General features: G+C 74.2%; 24 protein-coding genes. 14 read left to right on the top strand and 10 right to left on the bottom strand.

All coding sequences use genetic code 11. The features are described 5' to 3' along the window. Nucleotides 1-45 precede the first annotated feature (45 nt). A complete protein-coding gene (locus RCG67_RS13600) occupies nucleotides 46-591 on the top strand; it encodes a TetR/AcrR family transcriptional regulator (RefSeq protein WP_368827016.1) in 546 nt (181 codons plus the stop codon). 33 nt (nucleotides 592-624) lie between these two features. Here the strand turns inward: RCG67_RS13600 and RCG67_RS13595 are convergent, their stop codons facing one another. After that, nucleotides 625-1,863, bottom strand: coding sequence for an FAD-dependent oxidoreductase (locus RCG67_RS13595; RefSeq protein ID WP_368827014.1), 1,239 nt, complete (start codon nucleotides 1,861-1,863; stop codon nucleotides 625-627). Nucleotides 1,864-2,058: 195 nt separating this feature from the next. Here RCG67_RS13595 and RCG67_RS13590 point away from each other — a divergent pair, with 195 nt between their 5' ends. Next, nucleotides 2,059-2,616 carry a dihydrofolate reductase family protein gene (locus RCG67_RS13590; RefSeq protein WP_368827013.1) on the top strand — a complete coding sequence of 186 codons (558 nt, stop codon included), beginning with the start codon at nucleotides 2,059-2,061 and terminating at the stop codon, nucleotides 2,614-2,616. Between the two features lie 21 nt (nucleotides 2,617-2,637). On the opposite strand, the gene RCG67_RS13585 is transcribed toward RCG67_RS13590, so the two are convergent. Next, a complete protein-coding gene (locus RCG67_RS13585; RefSeq protein WP_368827012.1) occupies nucleotides 2,638-4,323 on the bottom strand; it encodes a RecQ family ATP-dependent DNA helicase in 1,686 nt (561 codons plus the stop codon). A gap of 14 nt (nucleotides 4,324-4,337) precedes the next feature. Then, entirely contained in the window at nucleotides 4,338-5,801 is a 1,464-nt protein-coding gene (locus tag RCG67_RS13580) for an aldehyde dehydrogenase family protein (RefSeq protein ID WP_368827011.1), read from the bottom strand. A 122-nt stretch (nucleotides 5,802-5,923) separates the two neighbouring features. Between RCG67_RS13580 and RCG67_RS13575 the strand changes: the two genes are divergently transcribed. Further along, nucleotides 5,924-6,676, top strand: a complete 753-nt coding sequence (locus tag RCG67_RS13575) for a TSUP family transporter (RefSeq protein WP_368827009.1) — start codon at nucleotides 5,924-5,926, stop codon at nucleotides 6,674-6,676. Nucleotides 6,677-6,689: 13 nt separating this feature from the next. On the opposite strand, the gene RCG67_RS13570 is transcribed toward RCG67_RS13575, so the two are convergent. Beyond that, nucleotides 6,690-7,112 carry a ChaB family protein gene (locus RCG67_RS13570; protein ID WP_058873097.1) on the bottom strand — a complete coding sequence of 141 codons (423 nt, stop codon included), beginning with the start codon at nucleotides 7,110-7,112 and terminating at the stop codon, nucleotides 6,690-6,692. Nucleotides 7,113-7,138: 26 nt separating this feature from the next. Continuing rightward, complete coding sequence (locus tag RCG67_RS13565) at nucleotides 7,139-8,041, bottom strand: SDR family oxidoreductase (protein WP_368827007.1); 903 nt, start codon at nucleotides 8,039-8,041, stop codon at nucleotides 7,139-7,141. Between the two features lie 201 nt (nucleotides 8,042-8,242). On the opposite strand from RCG67_RS13565, the gene ilvD reads away from it, so the two are divergent. Next, entirely contained in the window at nucleotides 8,243-9,934 is a 1,692-nt protein-coding gene (gene ilvD, locus RCG67_RS13560; RefSeq protein WP_368827006.1) for a dihydroxy-acid dehydratase, read from the top strand. Nucleotides 9,935-10,051: 117 nt separating this feature from the next. On the opposite strand, the gene RCG67_RS13555 is transcribed toward ilvD, so the two are convergent. Beyond that, complete coding sequence (locus tag RCG67_RS13555; protein ID WP_368827005.1) at nucleotides 10,052-10,879, bottom strand: SRPBCC family protein; 828 nt, start codon at nucleotides 10,877-10,879, stop codon at nucleotides 10,052-10,054. A gap of 247 nt (nucleotides 10,880-11,126) precedes the next feature. Here RCG67_RS13555 and RCG67_RS13550 point away from each other — a divergent pair, with 247 nt between their 5' ends. From RCG67_RS13550 to RCG67_RS13530, 5 genes are all read left to right on the top strand, one after another. After that, a complete protein-coding gene (locus RCG67_RS13550; RefSeq protein WP_058873093.1) occupies nucleotides 11,127-11,648 on the top strand; it encodes a hypothetical protein in 522 nt (173 codons plus the stop codon). A gap of 12 nt (nucleotides 11,649-11,660) precedes the next feature. Continuing rightward, nucleotides 11,661-12,863, top strand: a complete 1,203-nt coding sequence (locus RCG67_RS13545; protein WP_368827003.1) for a sensor histidine kinase — start codon at nucleotides 11,661-11,663, stop codon at nucleotides 12,861-12,863. Beyond that, nucleotides 12,860-13,564, top strand: a complete 705-nt coding sequence (locus RCG67_RS13540; protein WP_368827001.1) for a response regulator — start codon at nucleotides 12,860-12,862, stop codon at nucleotides 13,562-13,564. The genes RCG67_RS13545 and RCG67_RS13540 overlap by 4 nt, the downstream gene beginning before the upstream one ends. A 180-nt stretch (nucleotides 13,565-13,744) precedes the next feature. Then, nucleotides 13,745-14,281: a hypothetical protein gene (locus RCG67_RS13535; protein ID WP_368826999.1), complete on the top strand. Its 537-nt coding sequence runs from the start codon at nucleotides 13,745-13,747 to the stop codon at nucleotides 14,279-14,281. A gap of 155 nt (nucleotides 14,282-14,436) precedes the next feature. Then, a complete protein-coding gene (locus RCG67_RS13530; RefSeq protein WP_368826997.1) occupies nucleotides 14,437-14,760 on the top strand; it encodes a hypothetical protein in 324 nt (107 codons plus the stop codon). Here RCG67_RS13530 and RCG67_RS13525 read toward each other — a convergent pair. Beyond that, a complete protein-coding gene (locus RCG67_RS13525; protein ID WP_368827070.1) occupies nucleotides 14,735-15,262 on the bottom strand; it encodes an Lrp/AsnC family transcriptional regulator in 528 nt (175 codons plus the stop codon). The two genes, RCG67_RS13530 and RCG67_RS13525, sit on opposite strands and share 26 nt — an antisense overlap. Nucleotides 15,263-16,173: 911 nt before the next feature. Further along, nucleotides 16,174-17,610, bottom strand: coding sequence for an aldehyde dehydrogenase family protein (locus RCG67_RS13520; protein ID WP_368826995.1), 1,437 nt, complete (start codon nucleotides 17,608-17,610; stop codon nucleotides 16,174-16,176). A 178-nt stretch (nucleotides 17,611-17,788) separates the two neighbouring features. On the opposite strand from RCG67_RS13520, the gene RCG67_RS13515 reads away from it, so the two are divergent. Beyond that, nucleotides 17,789-19,342, top strand: a complete 1,554-nt coding sequence (locus RCG67_RS13515) for a GMC family oxidoreductase (RefSeq protein WP_368826993.1) — start codon at nucleotides 17,789-17,791, stop codon at nucleotides 19,340-19,342. 9 nt (nucleotides 19,343-19,351) lie between these two features. Here the strand turns inward: RCG67_RS13515 and RCG67_RS13510 are convergent, their stop codons facing one another. Together RCG67_RS13510 and RCG67_RS13505 are read right to left on the bottom strand one after the other, a co-directional pair. Continuing rightward, complete coding sequence (locus RCG67_RS13510) at nucleotides 19,352-20,143, bottom strand: nitroreductase family protein (RefSeq protein ID WP_368826990.1); 792 nt, start codon at nucleotides 20,141-20,143, stop codon at nucleotides 19,352-19,354. A gap of 30 nt (nucleotides 20,144-20,173) precedes the next feature. After that, a complete protein-coding gene (locus RCG67_RS13505) occupies nucleotides 20,174-20,572 on the bottom strand; it encodes a hypothetical protein (RefSeq protein WP_368826988.1) in 399 nt (132 codons plus the stop codon). A gap of 129 nt (nucleotides 20,573-20,701) precedes the next feature. On the opposite strand from RCG67_RS13505, the gene RCG67_RS13500 reads away from it, so the two are divergent. From RCG67_RS13500 to RCG67_RS13485, 4 genes are all read left to right on the top strand, one after another. Then, nucleotides 20,702-21,469 carry a methyltransferase domain-containing protein gene (locus RCG67_RS13500; protein WP_368826987.1) on the top strand — a complete coding sequence of 256 codons (768 nt, stop codon included), beginning with the start codon at nucleotides 20,702-20,704 and terminating at the stop codon, nucleotides 21,467-21,469. A 54-nt stretch (nucleotides 21,470-21,523) separates the two neighbouring features. Further along, complete coding sequence (locus RCG67_RS13495) at nucleotides 21,524-22,738, top strand: NAD-dependent epimerase/dehydratase family protein (protein ID WP_368826985.1); 1,215 nt, start codon at nucleotides 21,524-21,526, stop codon at nucleotides 22,736-22,738. 8 nt (nucleotides 22,739-22,746) lie between these two features. Continuing rightward, the gene (locus RCG67_RS13490; protein ID WP_368826982.1) at nucleotides 22,747-23,904 is read left to right on the top strand and encodes a glycosyltransferase; all 1,158 of its coding nucleotides are present in this window, start codon (nucleotides 22,747-22,749) and stop codon (nucleotides 23,902-23,904) included. Between the two features lie 114 nt (nucleotides 23,905-24,018). Further along, the gene (locus RCG67_RS13485) at nucleotides 24,019-25,419 is read left to right on the top strand and encodes an MBL fold metallo-hydrolase (RefSeq protein WP_368826979.1); all 1,401 of its coding nucleotides are present in this window, start codon (nucleotides 24,019-24,021) and stop codon (nucleotides 25,417-25,419) included. Nucleotides 25,420-25,749: the final 330 nt, after the last annotated feature.

Raw genomic sequence — 25,749 nt, 5'->3', positions numbered from 1 at the left:
CTGGCACAATGGGCACCACGTCCGATCCAGGGAGGTCTTCCTCACATGCCGCGCCCACCCGTGGCCCGGGACAAGCTCCTGGCCGCCTTCGAGCAGATCGTCCTCGACGACGGCGAACGAGCCGCGACCCTCGACGCCGTCGCCGCCGCCGCCGGCGTGTCCAAGGGGGGCCTGCTCTACCACTTCCCGCACCGCCAGGCCCTCGTGGACGCGACGCTGCAGCGGCTCGAGGAGCTCATGCGCCTGGACCTCGAGGCCATGGCGGCGGCGCCGGACGGGGCCGCCCGCTACTTCCTCGTCACGTCCCTGTTCGAGGACAGCCGGCTGGACCGGGCCCTGATCGTGGCCTCCCGCCTGGTCCAGGCCGGGGACGAGAACGCCCGTGCCGCCCTCAAGCGGCTCGAGGAGGCGTGGTACGAGCTCATCCTCGCGGACGTGGGGGACCCGGTGGTGGCCACGGCGGTGCAGCAGATGGGCGACGGGCTCTACCAGAACGCGTCGATCGGCCTGCTGCCCGACGGCAGCGCGCAGCGGCACACGATCCTGGAGCACCTCCTGGCCGCGGTCGACCGGCTCAGCCCGCGGCCCTGAGCTCACGGCCCCGGCCGGACGGGCCGGGGTCCGTCAGTCGCGGGGCAGCGGACGGACGTGCTCGGGCCGGAGGCCGATGCCGATGGCCCGTCCGGTCAGGTGGGGCAGGAACGGCAGCGCCCGCACCACGCCCAGCGGCACCGGCGGCCGCGGCGCCTGCCCGGGCCGGGAGGGGACCAACCGACGGGCCAGCACGAGCTGGAACAGCTGGGTGACGCGCGCCGGCCACGCCCGCCGCCGCTGCACCCGCGCGAGGTCCCGCGCCCGCACCCCGCCGTGCAGCAGGCGCGGGCCGAGGAGGTTCGCCGCGGCCACTGCGTCCTGGATCGCCAGGTTGATGCCCACGCCGCCGGCCGGGGACATCGCGTGGGCGGCGTCGCCGAGGAACAGGACCCCGGGCCGCCACCAGCGGCGCAGCCGGTCCACGCGCACGCGCAGCAGCTTCACCTGCTCCCAGTCCTCGATCGTGGCGAGCCCCTCCCCCAGCCCGGGGGCGAGCGCGCGCACCCGGTCCCGGAAGGCCTCCAGCCCCTGGGCGCGCAGCGCGTCGTGCTCACCGGCCCGCACGATCATGGCGGCCTGCCAGTAGCCGGTGCGCGGCAGGGCGACCACCGCCCCGTCCCCGGCGTTGAACAGCGGCTGCTCCTGGCCCTCGCTGCGGGGCACGCGGAACCACAGCACGTCCATCCGGGACGGCGAGGCCCGCGGGACCAGGCCGGCGGCGGCCCGCAGCACGGAGTCGCGGCCGTCGGCGGCCAGCACCAGCTCGGCCCGGACCTGCACCGGGGTCCCGTCGTCGTCGTGCGCCGTGACGCCGGTGCACCGGCCGTCCTCGACGAGCAGGCCGTCGGCGGCCGTGGAGCGCAGCAGCCGGAAGCCGGGCAGTGCCTGGCCCTTCTCGGCGAGCAGGTCCAGGAAGTCCCACTGCGGCAGGAACGCGATGAACGGGCAGCGCACGGGCAGGCGGTCGAAGCGGCCGACCACGACCGTCTCCCCGCCGAGGGAGACGGTGGCGCGCTCCACGCGGGTGTGCGGCAGCGCCAGGACGTCCTCGAGCCAGCCGAGCTCGGCCATCACCTCCAGGGTGGAGGGGTGCAGGGTGTCGCCGCGGAAGTCCCGCAGGAAGTCCGCGTGCTTCTCCAGCACGACCACGTCCACGCCCTGGCGCGCGAGCAGCACACCGGCCAGCAGCCCGGCCGGGCCTCCGCCCACCACGCAGCACGTGGTCCGCACCTGCGCCACCGTCCGCCCGGTCGCCTGCTCCGCCGCCACGGGTGCCTCCCGGACCCTCGCCGAACCCTCGTCCCTGCCGAGGGTCCCACCGCGGCCCCGGCCGCGCAAGGGACCGGCACGCCCCGGCCGACGGCCGATCCCGTCATGGGGCGCCGAGCCCTTTCCACCGCCGCGCGGCCGCGCCAGAGTAGGAGCCGCAGACAGGAGCACCGACCGCACCGGCAGGAGATCCCCGTGGGCCAGCTGATCGTCACCGAGTTCATCACCCTCGACGGCGTCGTCGACTCCCCCGGCGGCGGCCCGCACCCGCACGCCGGCTGGACGTTCCGGCACGTCCCCTACGACGAGGCCGCCTACGAGCTCAAGGACCGGGAGCAGAAGGAGGCGGCGGCGATGCTGATGGGCCGGGACAGCTACGACGAGTTCGCCCCCGTGTGGCCCTCGATGGAGGAGTTCGCGGAGTACAACGCCATGCCCAAGTACGTGGTCTCCTCCACCCTGGAGGACCCGCAGTGGCACAACACCACCGTGCTGCGCTCCCTCGACGAGGTCGCGCGGCTGAAGGAGACGGTCGACGGCACCGTCCTGGTCCACGGCAGCGCCACCCTGGCCCAGGGCCTCGCCGCCGCGGGACTCGTGGACCGGTACCACCTCCTGGTGTTCCCCGTGCTGCTCGGCGCGGGCCGCCGCCTCTTCGACGACAGCACCGACACCTTCCGCAGGCTCGAGCTGGTCGAGCACGAGGCCTACGCCAACGGCGTCCTCAAGGCCGTCTACGACGTCGTCCGCTGACCGGCGGGCGCCTCCCGGGGCTCACCCGCCGTCCTCCCGCCGCTCCTCGGGACCGCGCTCCAGCAGGCCCTCGTGCTCCTCGACGAGCCGCAGAGACAGCTCCTTGTAGCCGACCGACTCGAACAGGACGATGATCCGGTCCGGCTCCGCGCCCATGACGATCCCGTGCCCCCACTCGCGGTGGGTGACCGGGGTCTGGATCTCCCACCCGTGCGGGGTGGCGGCGGCCCGCTCCTCGGCCTCGGCGGCGGAGCCCGTCTCCGCGCAGTTGTCGCAGTTGCCGCACCAGCCGCCGGTCTCCTCGCCGAAGTAGTTGAGCAGCCAGTCCCGCCGGCACCCGTCCGTCTCGGCGTAGCCGCGCATCATGTCGATCCGGGACCGGTCGATCCGGTGCCGGGCCTCGGCCTCCGCGAGCGCGGCGGCGACGGCGGCTCCCGTCGTGGCGCCGTCCACGGCACGGCAGCCCTCGCGCCGGGCGAGCACGCCGCCGCTGTGCTCGAGGAGGTGCAGGGCCCGGGCCTGGGCGCGCGGGCCGAGCCCGGTGTGCTCGCGCAGCTCCCGGGACCGGACCGGCCCGTGCCGGCGGACCGCGCGGAAGACCTTCTCGAGGTCCTCCGGCTCGGGGGCGGCCCCGGCGAAGTACTGCTGCAGCCCCAGGTCCTCGGAGCGGTAGTGCAGCACGGCCAGGGCGGGCCGCCCGTCCCGGCCCGCCCGGCCGATCTCCTGGTAGTAGCTGTCCAGGGAGTCGGGGATGTCCGCGTGCACCACGAAGCGCACGTCCGGCTTGTCGATGCCCATCCCGAAGGCGGTGGTGGCCACGACCACGTCGAGCTCGTGGTCGTGGAACCGGGTGTGCACCTGGTCCCGCTCGGACTTCCGGCGCCCCGCGTGGTAGGCCTCGGCGCGCACGCCGCGCCGGGTGAGCTCCGCGGCGTAGTCCTCGGTCTCCTTGCGGGTGGCGACGTAGACCAGCCCGGGGCCCCCGAGTCCGGCGACCTCGTCGAGCACCGCACGGCGCTTGTCGGAGGAGCGATGGTGGCGCACGACCCGCAGCTCGATGTTGGGCCGGTCGAAGCTGTGCACCAGGACCAGGGGGTCGCGCAGACCGAGCCGGTCGACGATCTCGGCCCGGGTGTGCGGGGAGGCGGTGGCGGTGAGGGCCACGACAGGCGGGCGGCCCAGCCGTTCGGCCGCCTCCCGGAGCACGAGGTAGTCGGGGCGGAAGTCGTGGCCCCAGGAGGAGATGCAGTGCGCCTCGTCCACCACGAACAGGGACGGCGGGTGCGCGGCGAGCCGCTGCGTCGTCTCCTCCCGGGCCAGCTGCTCGGGGGCGAGGAAGAGGAACTTCGCGTCCCCGCGCTCCACCGCCGCCCAGGCGGCACGCTCGCGGCGGGCCCCCACCGCGGAGTTCAGCGCGAAGGCGACCTCCGCCCCCAGGTCCTCGTTGATCGCCTCGACCTGGTCGTGCTGGAGGGCGATCAGCGGGGACACCACCACGGCCGTCCCGGGCAGCGCGGCGCCCGGGACCTGGTAGATCGCGGACTTGCCGTGACCGGTGGGCATCACCGCCAGGACGTCCCGGCCGGTGGCCGCCGCCTCCATCGCCTCGAGCTGCCCCTCCCGGAACTCGTCGATGCCGAAGCGGGACGCGGCGACCTCCCGGAGCCGTTCCGCGGAGACCTGCGCTGTGTGCTGGTTCGGGCTCACGGCTGCGCTCCCGCTCAGAACGGGAACCGGGCGTGGCCCTCCTCCTGGACGGTGATCCACCGCCGCTCGCTGAACGACTCGACGCCGGCCTGGCCGCCGAACTTCCCGTACCCGGACTCCTGGATCCCGCCGAAGGGGGCCTGCGGCTCGTCGGCGACGGACTGGTCGTTGACGTGCACGATCCCGGTCCGGAGCCGCTTCGCCACGGCCATGCCCGCCCCGAGGTCCTCGGTGATGACCCCGGCGGTGAGGCCGTAGTCGGTGTTGTTCGCGAACTCCACGGCCTCGTCCGGGCCGTCCACCTCGAAGACGGTGGTGATGGCGCCGAAGATCTCGTCGTCGAAGATGTCCATCGCCGGGGTGACCTCGGTGAGGACGGTCGCGGGCACGAGCGAGTTCTCGAGCCGGTGCCCGCCGGCGCGCACCACGGCGCCCTTGGCCACGGCGTCGTCGATGAGCCCGTACTGCCGCTCGGCGGCCCGGGCGTTGACGGCGGGGCCGATGACGGTGCCCGGGTCGGTCGGGTCCCCCGTGGGCAGGCCCTTGACCTTCTCGGCGAACCTCTCGGTGAACTCCGCGGCGACGGCGCGGTCCACGAGCACCCGGTCCACGGACATGCAGATCTGCCCGGCGTTCATGTAGGCCCCGAACGCCGCGGCGTCCACCGCGTAGTCCAGGTCGGCGTCCTCGAGCACCACCAGGCTGTTCTTGCCGCCGAGCTCCAGCACGGCGGGCTTGAGGTGCTGCGCCGCGAGCGTGCCGATGGTGCGGCCCACGGCGGTGGACCCGGTGAAGTTGACGATCCGCACCCTCCGGTCGGAGATCAGTGCCGAGACGACGTCCGCGGCGTCCGCGCGGTCGTTGGTCACCACGTTCAGCGCCCCGGCCGGCAGGCCGGCGTCGACCAGGGCGTCGGCGAGGAACAGGCCGCAGGCCAGCGGCGCGTCCTCGCTGGGCTTCAGGACCACGGTGTTGCCCACGGCCAGGGGCACCGCGATGGAGCGCATCCCCAGGATGAAGGGGGCGTTCCAGGGGGAGATCGCGGCGACCACCCCGTAGGGCTGGCGCACCGACATCGAGCGCACCCCCGGCAGGTCGGTGGCCAGCACCTCGCCCTGGGGCAGGGTCGTGGCGGCGGCGGCCTCCCGGAGGATGTCGGCGGCCAGGTGGGTGTTGAACTCCGCCCAGCCGCGCACGCCGCCGACCTCGCGGGCCATGATGTCCGCGCCCTGCTCGATGCGCTCCTCGAACAGGTCCGCCGCGCGCAGGAAGATCCGCCGGCGGGCGCCGGGGGCCATCCCCGCCCACTCCTCGGCGGCGGCCGCGGCGGCGTCGACGGCGCGGGTCACGTCCTCGGGCCCGCCCGCGGCGACGGTGGCGAAGACCTCGCCCGTGTAGGGGTTGACGTCCTCGGCGGTCCTCCCGCTGAGGGCGGGCACGTGCTCCCCGTCGATGATCAGGTCTCGGGTGATGCTCATGGCGCACCTTTCGGTCGTCGTCGTCCCGCAGGGACCTCGCGTGACAGCAAGGGTACTTATCGAATCCGGGAAGTGCCACGACCGGCCGCGTGCGCACCGGGACCGGGCGGACGGGGCGCAGAATGGGACCCGTGGAGATCATCGTCGTCGCCGCCCTCGCGATCCTCGTGGGCTCGGTCCTGCAGCGCGTCTCGGGCACCGGGGTCGGTCTGGTGGTGGCCCCGACCCTCGCGCTGCTGCTGGGCCCCGCCACGGGCGTGCTCGTGACCAACGCGACGACGACCGTCTCCGGGTTCCTCATCATGCTCTCGGTGTGGCGCCACGTGGACTGGCGGCGCTACGCGCTCATCGCCCCGGCCGCCGCGGTGGGCGCCGTGCCCGCGGCGCTCGTGGTGCGCGAGCTGCCCGCGGCCTGGCTGCAGGTGGTCGTGGGCGGTGTGGTGCTGCTGGCGCTGACCACCATGTTCGGGCTCCCCCGCCTGCCCGAGTGGCCGGGGCGGCTGCCCACGGTGCTCGCCGGGGCGATCGGGGGCTTCTTCAACACCACGGCGGGGGTGGCCGGACCGGTCATGGTGATCCACTCCCGGCTGGCCCGCTGGGAGCAGCGCTCCTTCGCCGCGACCCTGCAGCCGGTGTTCATGACGATGGGCGCCCTGTCGGTGCTCACCAAGACCCTGCTCGGGGCGGCCGGCACGGACGGGATGCCCCCGTGGTGGGTGGCGCCCGGAGTGGTCCTCACGGTGGTGCTGGGCGTGCGGATCGGCGGGGTCGTCGCCCGCCGCGTGCCGCTGAGCACCGCGCGCACGATCGCCCTCGTCCTGGCGGGGCTGGGCGGGGCGATCACGCTGGTGCGCGGGCTGCTGGGCGTCCTCTGAGCCCGGCCGCTCCTCAGTCCTCCCGGGCTCGGCGCGTCGCGGCGTCGTTGGCCTTCCGGATCGCGTCGACGAGCTCCTTCTTGGTCATGTAGGAGCGGCCCTCGACGCCGAGCCGCTTCGCCACCTCGTAGAGGTGCTGCTTCGAGGAGTTCGCGTCGACCCCGCCGGCGGTCTCCGCACGGGAGTCGCGGCCCCCGGCGGCGTGCTCGTCGGAGGGCCCGGGCTCCTCCTTGCCCTCCCAGTGGTCGCCGACCTTCTCGTGGGTGTGCTTGAGCGCGCTGTAGGCCGTGCGCGCCGCGCGCTCCTCGTCGTCGTACTGCTCGAGCGCGGAGTCGTAGGTCTTGGCGAACGTGTCCTGCGCCTTCCGTCCCGAGCGCTGCAGGGTGGAGGGCAGCTCGCTCTTCTTGGCGTGGTCGTCCTGGCCGGTCTTGGGCACGAGGTGCTCCTTCCGTGGGGGGTTGCTCAGAAGACGGGCATGCCGCCGGTGACGCCGAGCACGATGCCGCTGACGTAGCTGGCCTCGGCCGGGCTGGCGAGGAAGACGTAGGCGCCGGCCAGCTCGGCGGGCTGGGCGACCCGCCCGAGGGGCGTCTCCTTGCCCATGTTCGCGACCGCCCCGGGCTCCTTGGTGGCCGGCCCCAGCGGGGTCCACACGGGCCCGGGGGCCACGGCGTTGACGCGGATGCCGTCGGGGCCGAGCTCGGCGGCGAGGTTGGCGGTGACGTTGTTGAGGGCCGCCTTCGTGGCGGCGTAGTCGACCATCGACACCGAGGGGTCGTAGGCCTGCACGGACGTGGTGTTGATGATGCTGTCCCCGCGGCCGAGGTGCGGCAGCGCCGCGCGGCTGATCCACAGGGTGCCGTAGAGGTTGGTGCGCACGGCCCGTTCCAGGTCCTCCGTGGCGAGCCCCTGGAGCCCCGCCTCCCCGCGCGCCCAGTGGAAGCCCGCGTTGTTCACGACCACGTTGAGCCCGCCGAGGCCATCGACCGCCCGGTCCACGATGTCCTGGCAGTTCCGCTCCTCGCGCACGTCGCCGGGGACCAGGACCGCGGTGCGCCCGGCCTTCTCGATCCAGCCCACCACGTCCTGGGCGTCCTCCTGCTCGTCGGGGAGGTAGTTGATCGCGACGTCGGCGCCCTCCCGGGCGAACGCGATCGCCACGGCCCGGCCGATCCCGGAGTCCCCGCCGGTGATCAGGGCCTTGAGCCCCTCGAGCCGGCCCCGCCCCTCCCAGGACGCCTCCCCGTGGTCCGGCACGGGGTCCATGGCGGCGGTCAGGCCCGGGGGCGTCTGCTGCTGCTCGGGCATCCCGCCCTCGTCGTCGGCCATCGCGCGGGCGTGCTGGGAGACGGGTGCCTCGGGCATCTCGGGCTCCTTCGATCAGGTTGCTTATCGTTGCCTGCTCCCACCCTAGGAGGGCCGGGCACGCCTTGTCTTCCCCCTGCGGGCACAAAGTTCCGTGCCGGCCGTGGACATCCCTCGACGCTCCTCGAGTTCCGTTGATAGGTTCGCGGGACGCCCTGCCCCGCGCACCCCACCGCGCACCGACGACCCGGGAGAGACCGCATGAGCCCCGACATGAAGCCCCGCAGCCGTCAGGTCACCGACGGCATCGACGCGACCGCCAGCCGCGGCATGCTCCGCGCCGTGGGCATGGGCGACGCCGACTGGGAGAAGCCGCAGATCGGCATCGCGAGCTCCTGGAACGAGATCACCCCGTGCAACCTCTCGCTGGACCGGCTCGCCCAGGGCTGCAAGGAGGGCGTCCACGCCGGGGGCGGCTACCCCCTCCAGTTCGGCACGATCTCGGTCTCGGACGGGATCTCGATGGGGCACGTGGGAATGCACTTCTCGCTGGTCTCGCGGGAGGTCATCGCGGACTCCGTGGAGACGGTGATGCAGGCGGAGCGCCTCGACGGCTCCGTGCTGCTGGCCGGGTGCGACAAGTCCCTGCCCGGCATGCTCATGGCCGCCGCCCGCCTGGACCTGGCCTCGGTGTTCCTCTACGCCGGGACCATCGCGCCGGGGTGGGTGAAGCTCAGCGACGGGACCGAGAAGGACGTCACCCTCATCGACGCGTTCGAGGCCGTGGGCGCGTGCAAGGCGGGCCTGATGGGCCGGGCCGACCTCGACCGGATCGAGCGGTCCATCTGCCCGGGCGAGGGCGCCTGCGGCGGGATGTACACGGCCAACACCATGGCCTCCGTGGCCGAGGCCCTGGGCATGAGCCTGCCGGGTTCCGCGGCCCCGCCCTCGGCGGACCGGCGGCGCGACCAGTTCGCCCACCGCTCCGGGGAGGCCGTGGTCGAGATGCTCCGGCAGGGCATCACGGCGCGGGACGTCCTGACGAAGGAGGCCTTCGAGAACGCCGTCACCGTGCTCATGGCCCTCGGCGGGTCCACCAACGCCGTCCTGCACCTGCTGGCCATCGCCCACGAGGCGGAGGTGGAGCTCACCCTGGAGGACTTCAACCGGATCGGTGACCGCGTCCCCCACCTCGCGGACCTCAAGCCGTTCGGCCGCTACGTCATGAACGACGTCGACCGGCACGGCGGCATCCCCGTGGTCATGAAGGCGCTGCTCGACGCCGGGCTGCTGCACGGCGACGCCCTCACCGTGACGGGGCGCACGGTGGCCGAGAACCTGGCCGCCCTGGACCCCGATCCCCTGGACGGCGACGTGATCCGCACGCTCGACAACCCCATCCACCGCACGGGCGGGATCACGGTGCTGCACGGCTCCCTGGCGCCGGAGGGCGCGGTGGTGAAGTCCGCCGGCTTCGACGCCGAGGTCTTCGAGGGCCCGGCCCGGGTCTTCGAGCGCGAGCAGGCGGCGATGGACGCCCTCGAGGCCGGCGAGATCACGGCCGGGGACGTGCTCGTCATCCGCTACGAGGGCCCCAAGGGCGGTCCGGGGATGCGCGAGATGCTGGCCATCACCGGGGCGATCAAGGGCGCGGGGCTCGGCAAGGACGTGCTGCTGCTCACCGACGGGCGGTTCTCGGGCGGCACCACGGGCCTGTGCATCGGCCACATCGCGCCGGAGGCCGTCGACGCCGGTCCGATCGCGTTCCTGCGCGACGGCGACCGGATCCGAGTGGACCTGGCGGCCCGTTCCCTGGACCTGCTGGTGGACGCCGAGGAGCTGGCCGGGCGCCGCGACGGCTGGGCCCCCCTGCGCCCGCAGTACGAGGGCGGTGTGCTGGGCAAGTACGTCAAGCTGGTGCGCTCGGCGTCGCTGGGGGCCGTCACCGGCTGACCGGGCCGGCGGCCCCCGTGCCCGGTCCGGGCGCGGCTCGGCCGCACCGGTCACCCCTCCCGTGCACCGGGCCCCCGACCGCGGCGGTCGGGGGCCCGGCGCACGGGAGGGGCCGGCTCAGAGCGCGCCGCCCGCGGGGCGGTCGTCGATGCGCCGGCTGGTGGGGTCCACGTCCAGGTCCGCGTCGACGGTGTCGTCGGTGAGGGCCTCGTCCACGGTGGGGATCGGCGGGACCTCACCGGTCACGGTCTCGCCGGAGGTCACCGGCGCCGCAGGGGCCGTCGGTGCCGCGGGCGGCGCCGACGACTCGAGGGTGACCGGCTCCGTGTCCGGAGCGGAGTCCTTCTTCTTCGCCGCGGCGGCCGCCCCGGCGGCCGCGACGCCGGCCGCCGCGACGCCGGCGGCGACCGCCTTGCCGGACACCCCGGCTTTGCCGTCGTCCCCGCGGGAGGCGGCCGCGTGCTCGACCCCGGGGGTGCCGACGGGCGCGCCCTCGTCGACGGAGCCCCGCCAGGCGCCGGTCGCGTAGCCCTCGTCCTCGATGAACTTCTTGAACCGCTCGAGGTCGCCCTCGGCCTGGTTCTCGACCACGTTGAGCTTGTCCCCGACCTTCTCCACGAGGCCCTCGGGCTCGTACTCGAGGACCAGGTGCACCTCGGTCCGGCCGTTGCCCGCGTCGTGGAACATCACGGTGCCGGCGTTGGTGGCGCCCTCGGTGGCGGCCCAGGAGACCCGGCGGTCCGGGACCTGCTCCACGATCTTCGCCTCCCACTGCCGGCGGACGCCGCCGATCTCGGCAACCCACTCGAGGCGGTCGTCGCCGCGCTGCGTCACGCTCTGCACGCCGCTCATGAAGTGGGGGAAGTCCTCGAACTGGGTCCACTGGTTGTACACGGTGGTCAGCGGCACGTCGACCACGACAGTCTTCTCGACCTTGGTGCTCATGGCATCTCCTTCGTTCCGTCTCGACGATCAGCGGTGACGAAAAACAACAAATTCGCCAGTCTGCTTACGGTACCGCGCACGGCCCCGCGAGACCAGGGCTCCGGGCCCCCGAAGGCGCCGCGGGACGCACCGGCCGGCCCGCCCGGGACGCCGACTATGGACTTGACGTGGGCGGACGAGGAGAATTGCCGCACGACTGGCGGGGGGGCTCGGCATGGCGACACTCGAGACAGAATTCCGGACACTGGTGTCCGTCCAGAACGCGCGAGCGCCCGACGCCGTCGAGGGGCACCTGGCGTGGGGACGGCTGGTGGACAGCGACTACGTGCTGGTGCAGGGCCCGCCGGACTGGCTGGGACGGGACGTCGACCCCGAGGTGCTGATCGCCCGGGTCGCGTCGGGGCGCACGGACGAGGTCGAGCGGATCAGGATCTCGCGGATCCTGCTGCACGGCGTCCTGCACGACCCGGACTCCGAGATGACGGGCATCCGGCTCGAGCACCCGTCCGGGTGCCCGGCGCAGGGCCCTCCGGACGGCGCGGGCTCCGAGCGCCGGCTCGCCACGGGCGCCGAACTGTGCTCGGCCGTGGAGACGGCGCTGGGGGCACGGCCCGCCGAGGTCCCGGACTGCGCCGAGGACGCCCTGCGGCCCGTGGTGGCGTGGGAGGAGATCCGGCGCCACTCGATCGTCGAGGACTGCCGGCTGCCCGCCCCTCCCGTCGAGCGGATGTGGATCTGCACCGTCTTCGGCAGGTCCGTGTGCAGCTGAGCGGGGGGGCCGATGAGATCCTGGAGACACCCCTCGCGCGTGGCCCTGGACCTCGTCGCGGTGCCGGTGCTGTGGGGCATCGAGCTCCAGATCACGTGGGACCGCACGGCGGAGCCCGGCGCGGTCGCCCCCTGGCTCGTCGTGCTCTCGGCGGCGCTGCTGTACCTGCCCCTGTTCTGGCGCCGGCGGTGGCCCCTGGCGGTGCTCCTGCTGGTCGCGCTGGGCGCCGTGGCCGTCGCGCTGCTCGGCTTCGGGTTCCACCCCATCTTCTGCGTCTGGCTGGCCCTCTTCGCGGTGGCCGCGCACTGCCCGGACCGCAGGGCGGTCCCCGGCCTGGCGATCGCGTTCCTGCCGGTCGCCACCAGCGTGCACGCCACCGTCCAGGACACCCCCGACCCGTCGATGCGGGCGGCCGCGTTCCTCGTCGCGGCCCTGTTCCTCACCGTGGCCCACCTCGTCGTCTTCGGCGTGGGCCGGTGGGTCCGCTGGAGCGTGGCGCAGCGTGAGCTCGTGGCCCGGCTGGCCGCCGCCCGGGCCGAGGCCGAGGAGCGCCAGCGCATCGCCCGGGAGCTGCACGACGTCGTGGCGCACGCGGTGAGCCTCATGGTGCTGCAGGCCGGAGGGGCCGAGCGCGTCATGGAGCGCGACCCGGACCGGGCCCGGGCGGCGCTGCGGCAGGTCGACGAGCTCGGTGAGCAGGCCGTCACGGAGCTGCGGCGCATGCTGGGCCTGCTCTCCCCGGCGCCGGCGGCCCGGGCGGAGCAGGAGCCGGTGGGCCTGCAGCGCCTCGACGGGCTGCTGGACCACCTGCGCGCGGCGGGCCGGGAGGTGGAGCTCTGCGTGGCGGGCGAGCCCTGCGCCCTGGAGCCGGCCGTGGACGAGGCTGCCTACCGCATCGCGCAGGAGGCCCTGACCAACGCCGTCAAGCACGCCGCCCCGGACCGCCCCGTCCGGGTGGCCCTCGACTGGGGGCCCCGGGACGTCGAGCTCTCCGTCCGCACGGACGGCGCCGGGACCCGCGGTCGCCTCGCCGCGCGGCTGTCGACCGGGCACGGAGTGCGGGGGATGGCGGAGCGCGCCCGGGCGGTGGGCGGCGAGGCGACGGCCGGCCCCGACCCGCACGGCGGGTACCTGGTGTCGGCGCGGCTTCCCGTCGGCCCCGCCGACCCGCACGGCGCCGCGGCGGCCGCCGCGGGCGGGGAGGCCACCGGATGACACGGGGCACGGAACCCGCACCCGTCCGGGTGCTCCTGGTGGACGACGAGGCGATGGTGCGCTCCGGGCTGGCCATGCTCCTCACCGCCGAGCCGGACCTGATCGTCGTCGGCGAGGCCGCCGACGGCGCGGCGGCCGTCGAGGAGACGGCCCGCCTGCAGCCGGACGTGGTGGTCATGGACGTGCGCATGCCCGGCACGGACGGGGTGGCCGCCACCCGGGTGCTCACGTCCGACGCGTTCCTCGACCGGATGCCGAACGTCACCACCGTCCTGATGCTGACGACGTTCGACGAGGACGCCGCCGTCCACGCCGCGCTGCGGGCGGGCGCCTCCGGCTTCATCCTCAAGAGCTCCGCGCCCAAGGTCCTGGCGGACGCCGTGCGCTCCCTCGCCCGCGGCGGGGGCTGGCTGGACCCGGACGTGACCCGCAGGCTCCTGACCGAGTTCAGCCGGCACCCCGACCCGGCCGTCCCGCCGCCGGAGCAGCTGCAGCAGCTCACCCGGCGGGAGCGCGAGGTCCTGGTCGCCGTCGCCCACGGCCTGACCAACACGGAGATCGCCCGGCGGCTGTTCCTCAGCGAGGCGACCGTGAAGACCCACGTCCACCGGATCTTCCTGAAGCTGGGCGTCAGCGAGCGCGCCCAGGCGGTGACGGCCGCGTTCAAGAGCGGGCTCGTCAAGCCCACGGACAGCTTCTGAGCCCTGCCCCCCGGCCCGGCGCGTACCACCCCGGTTGTACGCCGGAGTTCAACTCCCGGGTGGACGCCGCGCGGTGCCCCCGACTGCGAATCTGGTCCTGTCGGTTCGAGAAGTTCCCCGCCGGACCCCGGGGAGGAACCACCGGCAGCCACGCAGTCCCTCTTCCGCAGGAGACCCGAAATGTCCATCGAAACCACCTCGTCCGCAGCCCCGCAGCCGGCCGGCGCCCGCCGCTACGCCCGCAAGGCGGTGCTGTCCCTGGCCTCCCTGACCCTGGCCGCCGGCGCCCTGCCCCTGCTGGGCTCCCCCGCCCAGGCGGCTCCGGCGCCGGCCGACTCGGCGCAGTCCTCGGTGCTCGGGACGGAGTCGCACAAGCCGCACCAGAAGCACTGCTCGGTCGACGCCCACAAGCCCTCCTGGACGTGGCACCACGGGAAGAAGATCGTCAAGTACCCGTTCCACGTGAAGTGCCCCAAGTGGTACAAGGTGGAGGTCAAGCAGCACTACTACGCGGTGAGCAAGCACGGCCACCACCACTACACCGGCGGCGACCACTACTACTACTGGGGCGGCGCCTGGGGCGGCGGGCACTACAAGCACCTGGACCACCACGACGACAAGAAGGTCTACCACGTGGTCAAGTACCGCTACTACGACGGCTACTCCTGGTCCCCCTGGTACCAGGACACCAGCCACTGGACCGGCCTCGGCCACTGACCGGACGGCGCCGGGGGCCGGCCGCACACCGGCCGGCCCCCGGCCGCCCCCTCCTTTCCTCCGCTCTTCCTCCATCACCTCCCGTTCCCGGGGCCGTTCCCCGGCGCTGTGCGCCGGCGGGGCGGACTCCCCTCCAGCTCAAGAGCCGATCGATCATGGACCTCACCCATCAGCACCCCACCGCCAGGGCCTGGGACCTCGCCCCCGGCGACACGTTCCACGGCCGCACCATCACGGCGGTCCGCGGCGTGGTCGGCCTGGCGCTCAGCCCGGTGGCCGTCATCTCCTTCACGGAGGACAGCTGTGAGCCCCGCGCCCAGGCCCGGATCGGGGCCGCCCACTGCGAGACCCACCAGTACTACGACGAGATCATGCTCAGCGCCCGCGCGTGGGTCCGCACCCACGGCCTGCACGAGGGCGACGACGTGGACCTGGACCGGCTGCGGGCCGAGGTCATGGGCGCGGCCGCCCGGAACTGACCCCGTCCCTGCCCGGCGTCCCGTCCTCCGCGAGCAGCGGCGCCACCCGGTACGGGATGACGGTGCGCAGGAACATGCTCGTCGACGTCCGCAGGATGCCGGGGCACAACCGGATCTCCTCGGAGACCCGGTAGAGGTCCTCGGGGTCCTTCGCGACCACCCGGCACAGCAGGTCCGTCTGCCCGGCGGGGGCGAACACCTCGATGACCTGGGGAATCGCCTGCAGACCGGCGATCGCCTCGTCGAGCTGGTGCTGGTCGAGCTCCACGGCCACGCTCGCGGCCAGACCGTAGCCGAGCGCCGCCGGCGTCACCCGGGTGCTGTGCGGGCGCAGCGCGGGGCTCGCGCGGTAGCGCTCGAGCCGGGCGTGGATGGTCCCGCGCGCCAGGCCCGTGCGCTGTGCCAGGGCCAGCACGGTCATCCGCGGGTCCTCGTCCAGCGCCGCCAGGATCCTCCGGTCCGTCGGGTCCAGCGGACCCGTCCCGGCCCCGCCGTTCGTCATGCTGACCACAGCAGCCCCTCCTTCCCGACCGAAATCGGTCGATCTGATCAGGTTCAGAGTAGACGTTTGCGCATCGTGCTGACCACGGTGTCAACTGGTGATCACACGGTGCGCCACCGGACCCGGTTCCGCGCATCCCGGCCGGCGCCGGACGCCCACGAGGCGTCCCGCGCTCCGCACCGCTCGGCACCCCGCGGCGGCAGAGGCCCTCTCCCGGCCCGCGGGAGCTCCGAGGAGCTCCCGCGGGCCGAGCGCTGTCCCGGACAGCACGGCCGCCGCCCGGGCCGGGCCCGGCCCGCGGTCCGGGACCGCGGCGGAAGCGCGGCAGCTCCCACCCCCAGGCGAGCAGCACGATCCCCAGGTAGAGCGGCACCCACGGCGTCCACACGGCCGGGTCGAGCAGGGGCTCGCCGGCGAGCGGGCCCTCGCGGAACAGCGGCCGCGAGAGCAGGAACGGCGCGGCGAAGGCCAGGCCCAGGGCGATGGTGGCCCAGACCAGCTCCCCGGCGGTGACGTCCCGCTCGGGGCGCGGCGGCGGCAGCCGCTCGACGGTCCAGCGCGGGGGCGCCTGCCCCCCGGCCCCGCCCCGGTCGCCGCGGCGCGCCGCCTCCGCGGCCTCCGTGCGCTCCACCACGGCGAAGACGACGACGGCGATGCCCGCCCCCATCAGGGCCCCCTGGATCGCGGCGCCGACCGCGGGGGCGAGCGAGAGCACGAGGTAGCTGACCAGGTCCTCGCGCCCCGCCTCCCCGAAGAGCCGGCCGAGCAGGGTGAGCCCGCCGAACAGGCCGGCCAGCACGGGCACCAGGACCCGCAGCAGCTCGAGGAAGTCGTGGTAGTGCGCAGGGCCGATCAGGTGCCGGGGACCGGAACCGTAGTCCTCGGCCAGCAGGGCGGAGCTGCGGGCTCCGTCAGGACGCGATGACCTTCGGCACGCCGAACGCCTTGAGGCCCTCCACCCCGAACTCCACGCCGAAGCCCGAGCCCTTGATCCCGCCGAAGGGCATCCGGGGGTCGATCGCGCCGTGCTTGTTGATCCACACCGTGCCGGCCTGGATCCGCGCGGCCACCTCCCGGGCGCGGTCGGTGTCGGTGCCCCACACGGAGGCACCGAGCCCGACGTCCAGCCGGTTGGCCATGCGCACGGCGTCGTCCACCGAGGAGTACTTCACGATGGGCAGGGCCGGCCCGAACTGCTCCTGGGTCACGAGGGGGTTGTCGTCGTCGAGGTCGGCCACCAGGGTCGTCGGGTAGAAGTGCCCCGGCCGGTCCGCGTCCGGGTCCCCGCCGAGCAGCACCCGCCCCCCGCCGGCCCTGGCCTTCTCCACGAGGTCGGCCACGATCTCGAACTGCGACCTGTTCTGCAGGGGGCCCAGGACGTTGCGCTCGTCCCGGCCCTCGCCCATCGGCATGGCCGCCGCGACCTCGGTGAGGGACTCGCACACGGCGTCGTAGACGTCCTCGTGGACGTAGAGGCGCTTGAGGGCCGCGCAGGTCTGGCCCGTGTTGATGAACGCGCCCCAGAACAGGCCCTCGGCGATGGCCTGCGGATCGGCGTCCGGGAGCACGATGCCCGCGTCGTTGCCGCCGAGCTCGAGGGTCAGCCGGGTCAGCGTGTCCGCGGCCGAGCGCATGATCGCCTTGCCCGTGGCGGTCGACCCGGTGAACGTGAGCTTGTCCACGCCGGGGTGCCGGGACAGCGCCTCGCCGATCTCCCGGCCGCCGGGGACCACGGTGACGAGACCCTCGGGCAGCACCTGGTTCACGACGTGCGCCAGGCCCAGGACGGAGAGCGGGGTGTGCTCGGAGGGCTTGAGCACCACGGTGTTGCCCATGCGCAGCGCCGGGGCGATCTGCCAGACCGAGATCATCATCGGCCAGTTCCAGGGACCGATCGCCCCGACGACGCCGATGGGGTCGTAGGTGAGGACCGCGGTGCCGGACTCGTCGTCGAAGACCGTCTCGGGCCCGAGCGGCAAGGACGCCGCGGCGCGCATCCAGGCCGCCGCGCCGCCGACCTCGAACATGGCGTTCGGCCCCTGGTGCACCGGCTTGCCCTGCTCGCGCGAGAGCAGCTCGGCGAGCGCCGGAGCGTTCGCCTCGATCGCGTCGGCGGCCCGGTGCAGCAGCGCGCAGCGCTCGGCGTCCGGGACGGCCGCCCACTCGGCCTGCTCCTCCCGGGCGCGGGCCAGGGCCTGCTCCAGCTCCTCGACCGTGGACTCGTGGACCCGGCCGACCAGCTCCCCGGTGGCCGGGTCGAGGATCTCGCGACCCTCCGGGTCGGTGACGGCGGCGAGCAGCTCGCCGTAGGTCACGGTCTCGGTCGTGGTCTCGGTCGTGGTGGTCACGGGGTCTCCTTCGGGACGAGCGGATCGGGACTGCCCCCATGGTGACCCGGGACACGTCGCCGCGGCTTGTCCGTGCGAGCACTCCTCTTGACCCACAGCGCGGACCGGCGCGCTGTGGGTCAAGCGCCGTGCACGCCGGGACAAGGTGCCGCGGTGTGCCCCGGACCACACTGGGGCCATGGACAACGAGACCGCCAAGACCTACGTCGTCGTGGGCGCCGGCACCGCCGGCAGCATCCTGACCCGCCGCCTCCTGGACGCCGGCCACGAGGTGATCCTCCTCGAGGCCGGGGGCAAGGACCTCAACCCGGCGATCCACCTGGTGTCCCGCCTGGGCGAGCTCTGGCACTCGCCCGAGGACTGGGACTACTTCACCGTGCCCCAGCGGCACGCGGACGGCCGGGTCATCCACTGGCCCCGCGGGCGCGTGCTCGGCGGCTCCCACGCGCTCAACGCCACCATCTGGGTGCGCGGCGCGGCGCAGGACTACGACGCCTGGGCGGCGGACGGCTGCCCGGGGTGGGGCTGGGACGACGTGCTGCCGTGGTTCACCGCGGTCGAGGCCTACGTACCGCCCGCCGGGGCGGTCCCGGACGGGAGCCGGGGCACCGGCGGGCCGGTCCCCGCGGTGCAGGACTACCCGCTCAACCCGATCTTCGAGTCGATCGTCGAGGCCGCCGAGCACGTGGGCGTGCCCTGGAACGAGGACTACAACGCCGGCACGCTCGACGGCGTCTCCCAGCAGCAGATCAACGTCCGCGACGGACGGCGCTTCAACACGTACATGGCGTACGTGGCGCCGGTGGAGGAGCACCCGCGGCTGACGGTCCGCACCGGCGTGCTCCTCCAGAAGGTCCTGCTCGAGGAGGCCCGCGCCGTCGGCGTGGCCGTCGTGCCCCTCGACGACCCGGACGGCGTCCCCGAGCGGATCCACGCCGACGAGGTGATCCTGTGCGCCGGGGCGCTCGACTCCCCCAAGATCCTCCTGCGCTCCGGCATCGGCCCGGCCGGGCACCTCGCCGACGTCGGGGTGCCCGTGGCCCACGACCTGCCCGGGGTGGGCGCCAACCTGCACGACCACCTGCTGGCCCCCGTCATCGCCGAGGCGACGAACCGCACCATCGAGCACCCCGCCTCCGACTGGTCCGTCACCCAGACCCACCTGTTCTGGCGCTCCCGGCCGGAGCTGGACGCGCCCGACACGCAGCCGATCCACTTCTCGGTCCCGATGTACGACGCGGGGATGACGGGGCCGGCGAACGCCTTCACGCTGCACGCGGGGCTCGTCCGCCCGCACTCCCGGGGCACGGTGCGGCTCACGGGGCCGGGAGTCTCGGACCCCGTGGAGCTGGACCCGAACATCTTCGACGACCCGCGCGACCGCGAGGCGCTGCTGGCGTCCTTCCGGCAGGCCCGCGCGATGGTCGCGGCGCCGCCGCTGGCGGAGGGATGGGGCGCCGAGGAGGTCTACCCCGGGGCGGAGGTGCGCACCGAGGACGAGGAGGTCGCCTACCTCAACAAATTCGTGACCACCTACCACCACCAGGTGGGCACGTGCCGCATGGGCACCGGCCCGGACGCGGTGGTCTCCCCCGAGGACCTGCGCGTGCACGGCGTCGACCGCCTGCGGGTCGTGGACGCCTCGGTCATGCCGCGGGTGCCCAGCGGCAACACCAACGCGCCCACGGCGATGATCGCGGAGCGCGCCGCGTCCCTCATCACCGGAGGGTGACGGCGCCGCTCAGTCGTCCCAGCCCTGCTGCGGCGTGGCGCAGGACTCCCGGAACACGTACTGGGAGATCCGGCGCCGCTCCCGGCTGGACCAGTCGATCGCCGGGCGGCGGTGCTCCTCCGGGACGTAGCCCAGACGGTAGACGGCCATGAGCTCGAGGTCCTCGGGCACGTCCAGGAGGTCCACGATCTCGGCCCACCGGGCGGGGGCCTCCATGGGGAAGGAGATGAACTGGATGCCCATGCCGAGCTCCACGGTGGTCAGCCACAGGTTCTCCATGGCCGCGCCCATCGAGAAGAGCGAGTAGAACCCCGAGAGCTCCCCCGGGCGGTACTCGCGGCGGTCGAGCATCACGCCGAGCAGCAGGGGCGAGCCCGCCACGAGCTTGTGGTTCTCCGCGCCCAGGGTCTGCGGCACCCGCAGCCGGTTCATCATCGCCTGCCCGCCCGGGGTGAACGCCTTCTTGGTGAAGGGGCGCAGCACCGCGGGCAGCTTGTCGAAGAGCATCCCGAAGCGCTGCTCGTCCATCTCCTGCCTGCTGAAGCGGAAGTAGCGCTTGTACCGGTCGAAGAACGTCCCCTCGGCCATCACCTGCGTCATCGAGTCGGCGCTGATCCGGGCGATCCGGTCGATGGTCCCCCGGTCCTCGATCAGCACGAAGCGCCACGGCTGGCTGTTGAACTGGGAGGGCGCGGCCGCGGCCGTCCGCAGCAGCAGCTTCTGGTGCTCCGGGGACACCCGGTCCGGCAGGAACGGGCCGTTCGTGGTGCGGCGGTTGAAGACGACGTCGAGGAACTCCATGTGCTCTCCGGTCAGATCGGGCGGATCGGGTCAGGACGGGCGGGTCGGTCCGCGGGCGGCGCGGGCGCGGCCCAGGGCCGCGGCGTAGAACGGTGCCGCGGACAGTGCCGCGAGCGCGTGGCGGCGCGGGTGCCCCTGCGCCGGGGTGCCGATGCGCGGGAGGGCGAGCAGGGGCAGCAGCGCCGGCGCCAGGGCCCGGCCCGCGGCGCGCCCGGAGGCGGAGGACGAGCCGACGGCGAGGAGCGTGGCGGCCGCCGTCGTCGTGGTGGTGGCGATGTAGAGGGCGTGGTGGATCCAGCGGAACCGGCCCGTGCGCACGAGCCCGGCGCCCACGGACGCACCCAGGGCGGCGTTGGCGGCCCAGCACGCGCTCGCGAGGCCGATCCACGGCGCGGGCGACGAGCCCACGGCACGCACGGTGTGTCCCACGCGGCCCCCTTCTCCCGTCTGCTCCTGCCCGGCGCCGGCAGAGGTCCCCAGTCTAGTGACGGCACGGCACGCCGCTCCCGGCCCGCCGCGCTCCTTGGCGGATCGTGTCGTCCTGCGCAGAATGGGCAGATGCCCTCCGTCCTGCCGCGCGCCCGGCCCGACCTCTCCCGGCGGGACGCCGGGCTGCGCGAGCTCATGGACGACCCCGCCTGCGACCTCGCCGCGCTGGAGCGCACCTACGCGCGCTTCGACCTCGTCAACTCCCTGGTCGCCGGCTGGTCCGCCACCTACCGGCACCGGATCCGGCCCCTCGCCGCGACCGGCCGCCCCCTGAGCCTCCTGGACGTCGGCTGCGGCGGCGGGGACGTCGCGCGCGCCCTGTCCCGCTGGGCGCAGCGGGACGGGATCGACCTGCGGATCACCGGCATCGACCCGGACGCCCGCGCCCACCGCTGGGCGTCGGCACGGACCGCCCGCTGGGCGGCCCGGCACCCGCGGGCGGCGCCCCCGGCCTTCCGGCGGGTCACCAGCCGGGAGCTCGTCGCGGCCGGCGAGACGTTCGACGTGGTGGTCTCCAACCACCTGCTCCACCACCTGGACCCCGGGCCCGTGCGGGAGCTCGTCGCGGACTCCGAGCGGCTGGCCGGCCGGCTCGTGGTGCACAACGACCTCGTGCGCAGCCCCGCGGCCTACCGGCTGTACTCGGTGGGCGTGCTGCCCCTGACCCCGGGCTCCTTCCTGCGCACCGACGGGCTGCGCTCCCTGCGCCGGGCCTACCTGCCCCACGAGCTGCGCGAGCTGAGCGGCCCGGGCTGGGAGGTCGCCCCCGGTTCGTTCGGGCACCAGCAGCTGGTCCGGGACCGTTCACTCCCGGTTCACGCACGTCCTCCACGCTGAGGCCGACACCGACACGACGGGCCCGGCACCGGCCGGTCCGGGAACGGAGCACCAGTGAAGATCGTGATCCTCGGCGGTGACGGCTTCTGCGGCTGGCCCGCCGCCCTGCACCTGTCCGCGCGCGGCCACGACGTGGTCGTGGTCGACAACCTCTCCCGGCGCGCCCTCGACGTCCGGCTCGGCACGGAGTCGCTGACCCCCATCCGCGGCCTCGACGAGCGGCGGGCGGCGTGGGCGGAGCGCACCGGCCGCCGACTCGGCGCCGCCGAGATCGACCTCGCCGAGGACTACGAGGCGTTCCTCGACCTCCTCGTCGTCGAGCGCCCGGACGCCGTGGTGCACTTCGCGGAGCAGCGGGCCGCGCCCTTCTCCATGAAGACCCCCCGGACGAAGCGGTACACGGTGGACAACAACGTCAGCGCCACCCACAACGTGCTGTGCGCCGTCGTGGAGTCCGGCCTGGACGTCCACCTCGTGCACCTGGGCACCATGGGCGTCTACGGGTACGGCACCGCCGGGATGCGGATCCCGGAGGGCTACCTGGACGTGGAGGTCCCCGGCCCGCACGGCGGCGTCCCCCAGCAGATCCTCTACCCCTCCCACCCCGGCTCGGTCTACCACATGACCAAGGTGCTGGATCAGACCATGTTCGCGTTCTACGCCAGGAACGACCGCCTGCGGATCACGGACCTGCACCAGGGCATCGTCTGGGGCACCGGCACCGCGGAGACGGCCCTCGACGAGCGACTGGTCAACCGCTTCGACTACGACGGCGACTACGGCACGGTCCTCAACCGCTTCCTCGTCCAGGCCGCGGTGGGCCACCCGCTGACCGTGCACGGCACCGGCGGGCAGACCCGCGCGTTCATCCACCTCCAGGACACGGTCCGGTGCGTGGAGCTCGCCCTGCTGAACCCGCCGGAGGCCGGGGACCGGGTCAAGATCTTCAACCAGATGACGGAGACGCACCGGGTCCGCGACCTCGCCCGCCTCGTGGCCGGGCTCACCGGCGCGGAGGTGGAGACGGTCCCCAACCCCCGCCAGGAGTCCGCGGAGAACGACCTGCACGTCGACAGCACCGCGCTCCTGGACCTCGGGCTGCGCCCCACCACCCTGTCGGAGGGCCTGCTCCGGGAGGTCGAGCAGACCGCCGTGCGCTGGGCCCACCGCGTGGACCTCTCCCGCATCCCGGCGACGTCCGTGTGGAACACCCGCCGCCGCCCGGGCGTCCCGTCGCGGCCGGCCCGCCCCGCGGCCGTGGGCGCCTGAGCCGGCGGATGCGGATCGCGCTGTACACGGACGTCTTCGTCCCGAACGTCGACGGAGTGGTGACGCGCCTGACGCGCACCCTCGACGAGCTCGGGGAGCTCGGCCACGAGGTGCTCGTGCTCACACCGGGCAGCCCGCCCGGGCGCTGGGGCCCGCACCGGGTGCTCAGGGTCCCGTCCGTGGCGTTCCCCTGGTACCGGGACGTCCGGGGAGGCCTGCCGTCCCCGCGGGCCGAGCGCGCCGTGTCGGCGTTCCGCCCCGACGTGGTGCACGCCGTGAACCCGGTGTGGTTCGGCGCGTGGGGCGCCCTCTCGGCCCGGGCCCGGGACCTGCCGCTGCTCACGTCCTTCCACACCGACGTGCCGCAGTACATGAGCGTGTTCGGGCACGGGCTCGGTGTCCTGCGCCGGCCCGTGGAGCGGTGGATCCGCACGACCCACAACCTCGCCGGGATCACGCTGTGCACGTCGGGCCCCATGGTGGAACGCGCGGAGACCCTGGGCGTGCGCGGCGCGGCGCTGTGGCCCAAGGGCGTCGACACGGAGCTGTTCCACCCCGCGAAGGCGTCCCCCGCGATGCGCGCCCGGCTCACCGGCGGGCACCCCGGCGACCGCCTGGTGCTCTCCGTCGGGCGGCTGTCGCGGGAGAAGAACGTGGCGGCGCTGCTCGAGCCGCTGCGGCGGCTGCCGGGCACCCGGCTCGCCGTGGTGGGCGACGGCCCGCACCGGGCGGAGCTCGAACGGCGCTTCGCGGGCGCCCCCGCGGTCTTCCCGGGGCGGCTCGCCGGGGAGGAGCTGGCGGCCGCGTACGCCTCGGCGGACGTGTTCGCATTCCCGTCCACCACGGAGACCCTTGGACTCGTGGCCCTGGAGTCCCTGGCCAGCGGGGTGCCGGTGGTCGGCGCCCGGGCGGGCGGGATCCCCTACGCGGTGCAGGACGGGCAGACCGGACTGCTCGTGCCGCCCGGGGACACGGACGCGCTCACCGGCGGCCTGGCCCGGCTGCTCGACGACGCGGCCCTGCGCGCACGGATGGGAGCGGCCGGCCGGGCCGACGCCGAGAGCCTCGGCTGGCGGGCCGCGACCGAGGTCCTCGTGGCGTCCTACCAGGAGGCGGTCGAGCGGCACCGCACCCGCCGGCAGCGGTGCCGGCGCCCCGCTCCCTAGATACCCCTGGGGGTACTTGCGCTATACCCCCAGGGGTATTATCGTTGTGCTCAGGACGACGCGGGAAGCCCCGACGGGGCACGCGTCACCAGCCACCGAACCAAGGAGAGAACCATGCTGATCGAGCGCATCTACGACGAGGACCTCGCCCAGGCCAGCTATTTCATCGGCTGCCAGCGCACCGGCCAGGCGCTGGTGGTCGACGCCCGCCGCGACATCGACGTCTACCGGGACCTGGCGGCGAGAAACGGCATGGAGATCACCGCGGTCACCGAGACCCACATCCACGCCGACTACCTCTCCGGCACCCGCGAGCTGGCCGCCGCCACCGGGGCCACCATGCATGTCTCCGGTGAGGGCGGGGAGGACTGGCAGTACGAGTTCGAGGCCGCCCGCCTGCACGACGGCGACGAGATCCGCATCGGCAACATCGTGGTGGCCGCCGTGCACACCCCGGGCCACACCCCGGAGCACCTGTCCTTCCTGGTCACCGACGGCGCGTTCGCCGACGCTCCCGGGTACCTGCTCACCGGCGACTTCGTGTTCTCCGGGGACCTGGGCCGCCCGGACCTGCTGGACGAGGCCGCCGGCGGGGTGGACACCCGCTTCCTCGGCGCGCAGCAGATGTTCGCCAGCCTCAAGCAGAAGTTCCTGACCCTGCCCGACCACGTCCAGGTCTTCCCCGGCCACGGTGCGGGCTCGGCCTGCGGCAAGGCCCTGGGCGCGATCCCCTCGACCACGGTCGGCTACGAGCGCCTCTACGCCTGGTGGGGCCCCTACCTGGCCGCCGACGACGAGGCCGGCTTCGTCGCCGAGCTGCTCGAGGGCCAGCCCGACGCCCCGTTCTACTTCGGGCGGATGAAGAACCAGAACCGCCGGGGCCCGGCCGTCATGGGCGAGCGGGCCCCGCTGCCCGAGCTCGACACCCAGCAGGTCGCCCAGCGCCTGGCCGCCGACGAGGTGACCTTCGTGGACACCCGCTCCGCGGACGAGGTGCACGCCGGGACCGTGACCGGGGCGCTGAACATCCCGGCCGGGAAGTCCATCGCCACCTACGCCGCCTGGGCGGTGAATCCCGAGACCGACCCCCGCCCGCTGGTGCTCCTGGCCGAGGACCAGGAGGCCGCCGACGAGTTCTGGGACCACCTGGTGCGGGTGGGCATCGACGCCGTGGCCGGCTACGTCACCACCGTCGAGGGTCTGCCGCAGTCCACCCCGCGGCTGGTGGCCCCGGAGGAGGTCGAGGCCTTCGACAAGGCGATGCTGCTGGACGTGCGCGCCGTGAGCGAGCACACCGCCGGCTCCGTGCCCGGTTCCGTCCAGCTGCACGGCGGCCGGGTCCTGTGGAACCTGGACCGACTCCCGGCCGAGGGCACGATCGTGACCTACTGCCAGAGCGGGCTGCGGTCCTCGGTCGTGGCCTCGACCCTGCGCCACGCCGGCTACGACGTCGTCGAGCTCGAGGGCTCCTACGCCGCCTGGTCCGCCGCCCAGGACTCCGTGGCCGCCCGCTGAGCCGCGCTCCGCTCCGGCGGAGAGCTCCCCGAACGCCGCGACCCCCGGGTGCCACCGCACCCGGGGGTCGCGGCGTGCCCGAACCCGGTCCTGCGCGCGCGGGACGGGATCCTCGCCTCCGCCGGCCCGCCGAGCCCGCCAGGCGGGCGGCCCCGAGGGCTCCGCCCCGACCCGGTGATTCACTATTGCCAACAAAGGCTACCGGCACGTAGTTTGACGGCACAGCAGTCCGTCGGACGCGCCCGGATCTCCGCGAGCTCCGGGGCGCACGCCGCCCGACCAGCAGCACGACATTTCCTGTCACCCCCGCGCGCGGACCGGTGACGCCGG

The sequence above is a fragment of the Kocuria cellulosilytica genome (assembly GCF_040981245.1).
Lineage (GTDB): Bacteria > Actinomycetota > Actinomycetes > Actinomycetales > Micrococcaceae > Kocuria > Kocuria cellulosilytica.
This window is presented reverse-complemented; position numbering and strand designations above follow the sequence as displayed.

Coding starts and splice junctions, on each gene's coding strand:
- RCG67_RS13575 (WP_368827009.1), top strand. CDS start 5,924: ATGGGACCCGTGGAGATCATCGTCGTCGCCGCCCTCGCGATCCTCGTG.
- RCG67_RS13510 (WP_368826990.1), bottom strand. CDS start 20,143: ATGGAGTTCCTCGACGTCGTCTTCAACCGCCGCACCACGAACGGCCCG.
- RCG67_RS13565 (WP_368827007.1), bottom strand. CDS start 8,041: ATGCCCGAGGCACCCGTCTCCCAGCACGCCCGCGCGATGGCCGACGAC.
- RCG67_RS13500 (WP_368826987.1), top strand. CDS start 20,702: ATGCCCTCCGTCCTGCCGCGCGCCCGGCCCGACCTCTCCCGGCGGGAC.
- RCG67_RS13530 (WP_368826997.1), top strand. CDS start 14,437: ATGGACCTCACCCATCAGCACCCCACCGCCAGGGCCTGGGACCTCGCC.
- ilvD (WP_368827006.1), top strand. CDS start 8,243: ATGAGCCCCGACATGAAGCCCCGCAGCCGTCAGGTCACCGACGGCATC.
- RCG67_RS13580 (WP_368827011.1), bottom strand. CDS start 5,801: ATGAGCATCACCCGAGACCTGATCATCGACGGGGAGCACGTGCCCGCC.
- RCG67_RS13515 (WP_368826993.1), top strand. CDS start 17,789: ATGGACAACGAGACCGCCAAGACCTACGTCGTCGTGGGCGCCGGCACC.
- RCG67_RS13535 (WP_368826999.1), top strand. CDS start 13,745: ATGTCCATCGAAACCACCTCGTCCGCAGCCCCGCAGCCGGCCGGCGCC.
- RCG67_RS13545 (WP_368827003.1), top strand. CDS start 11,661: ATGAGATCCTGGAGACACCCCTCGCGCGTGGCCCTGGACCTCGTCGCG.
- RCG67_RS13555 (WP_368827005.1), bottom strand. CDS start 10,879: ATGAGCACCAAGGTCGAGAAGACTGTCGTGGTCGACGTGCCGCTGACC.
- RCG67_RS13600 (WP_368827016.1), top strand. CDS start 46: ATGCCGCGCCCACCCGTGGCCCGGGACAAGCTCCTGGCCGCCTTCGAG.
- RCG67_RS13485 (WP_368826979.1), top strand. CDS start 24,019: ATGCTGATCGAGCGCATCTACGACGAGGACCTCGCCCAGGCCAGCTAT.
- RCG67_RS13540 (WP_368827001.1), top strand. CDS start 12,860: ATGACACGGGGCACGGAACCCGCACCCGTCCGGGTGCTCCTGGTGGAC.
- RCG67_RS13525 (WP_368827070.1), bottom strand. CDS start 15,262: ATGACGAACGGCGGGGCCGGGACGGGTCCGCTGGACCCGACGGACCGG.
- RCG67_RS13490 (WP_368826982.1), top strand. CDS start 22,747: ATGCGGATCGCGCTGTACACGGACGTCTTCGTCCCGAACGTCGACGGA.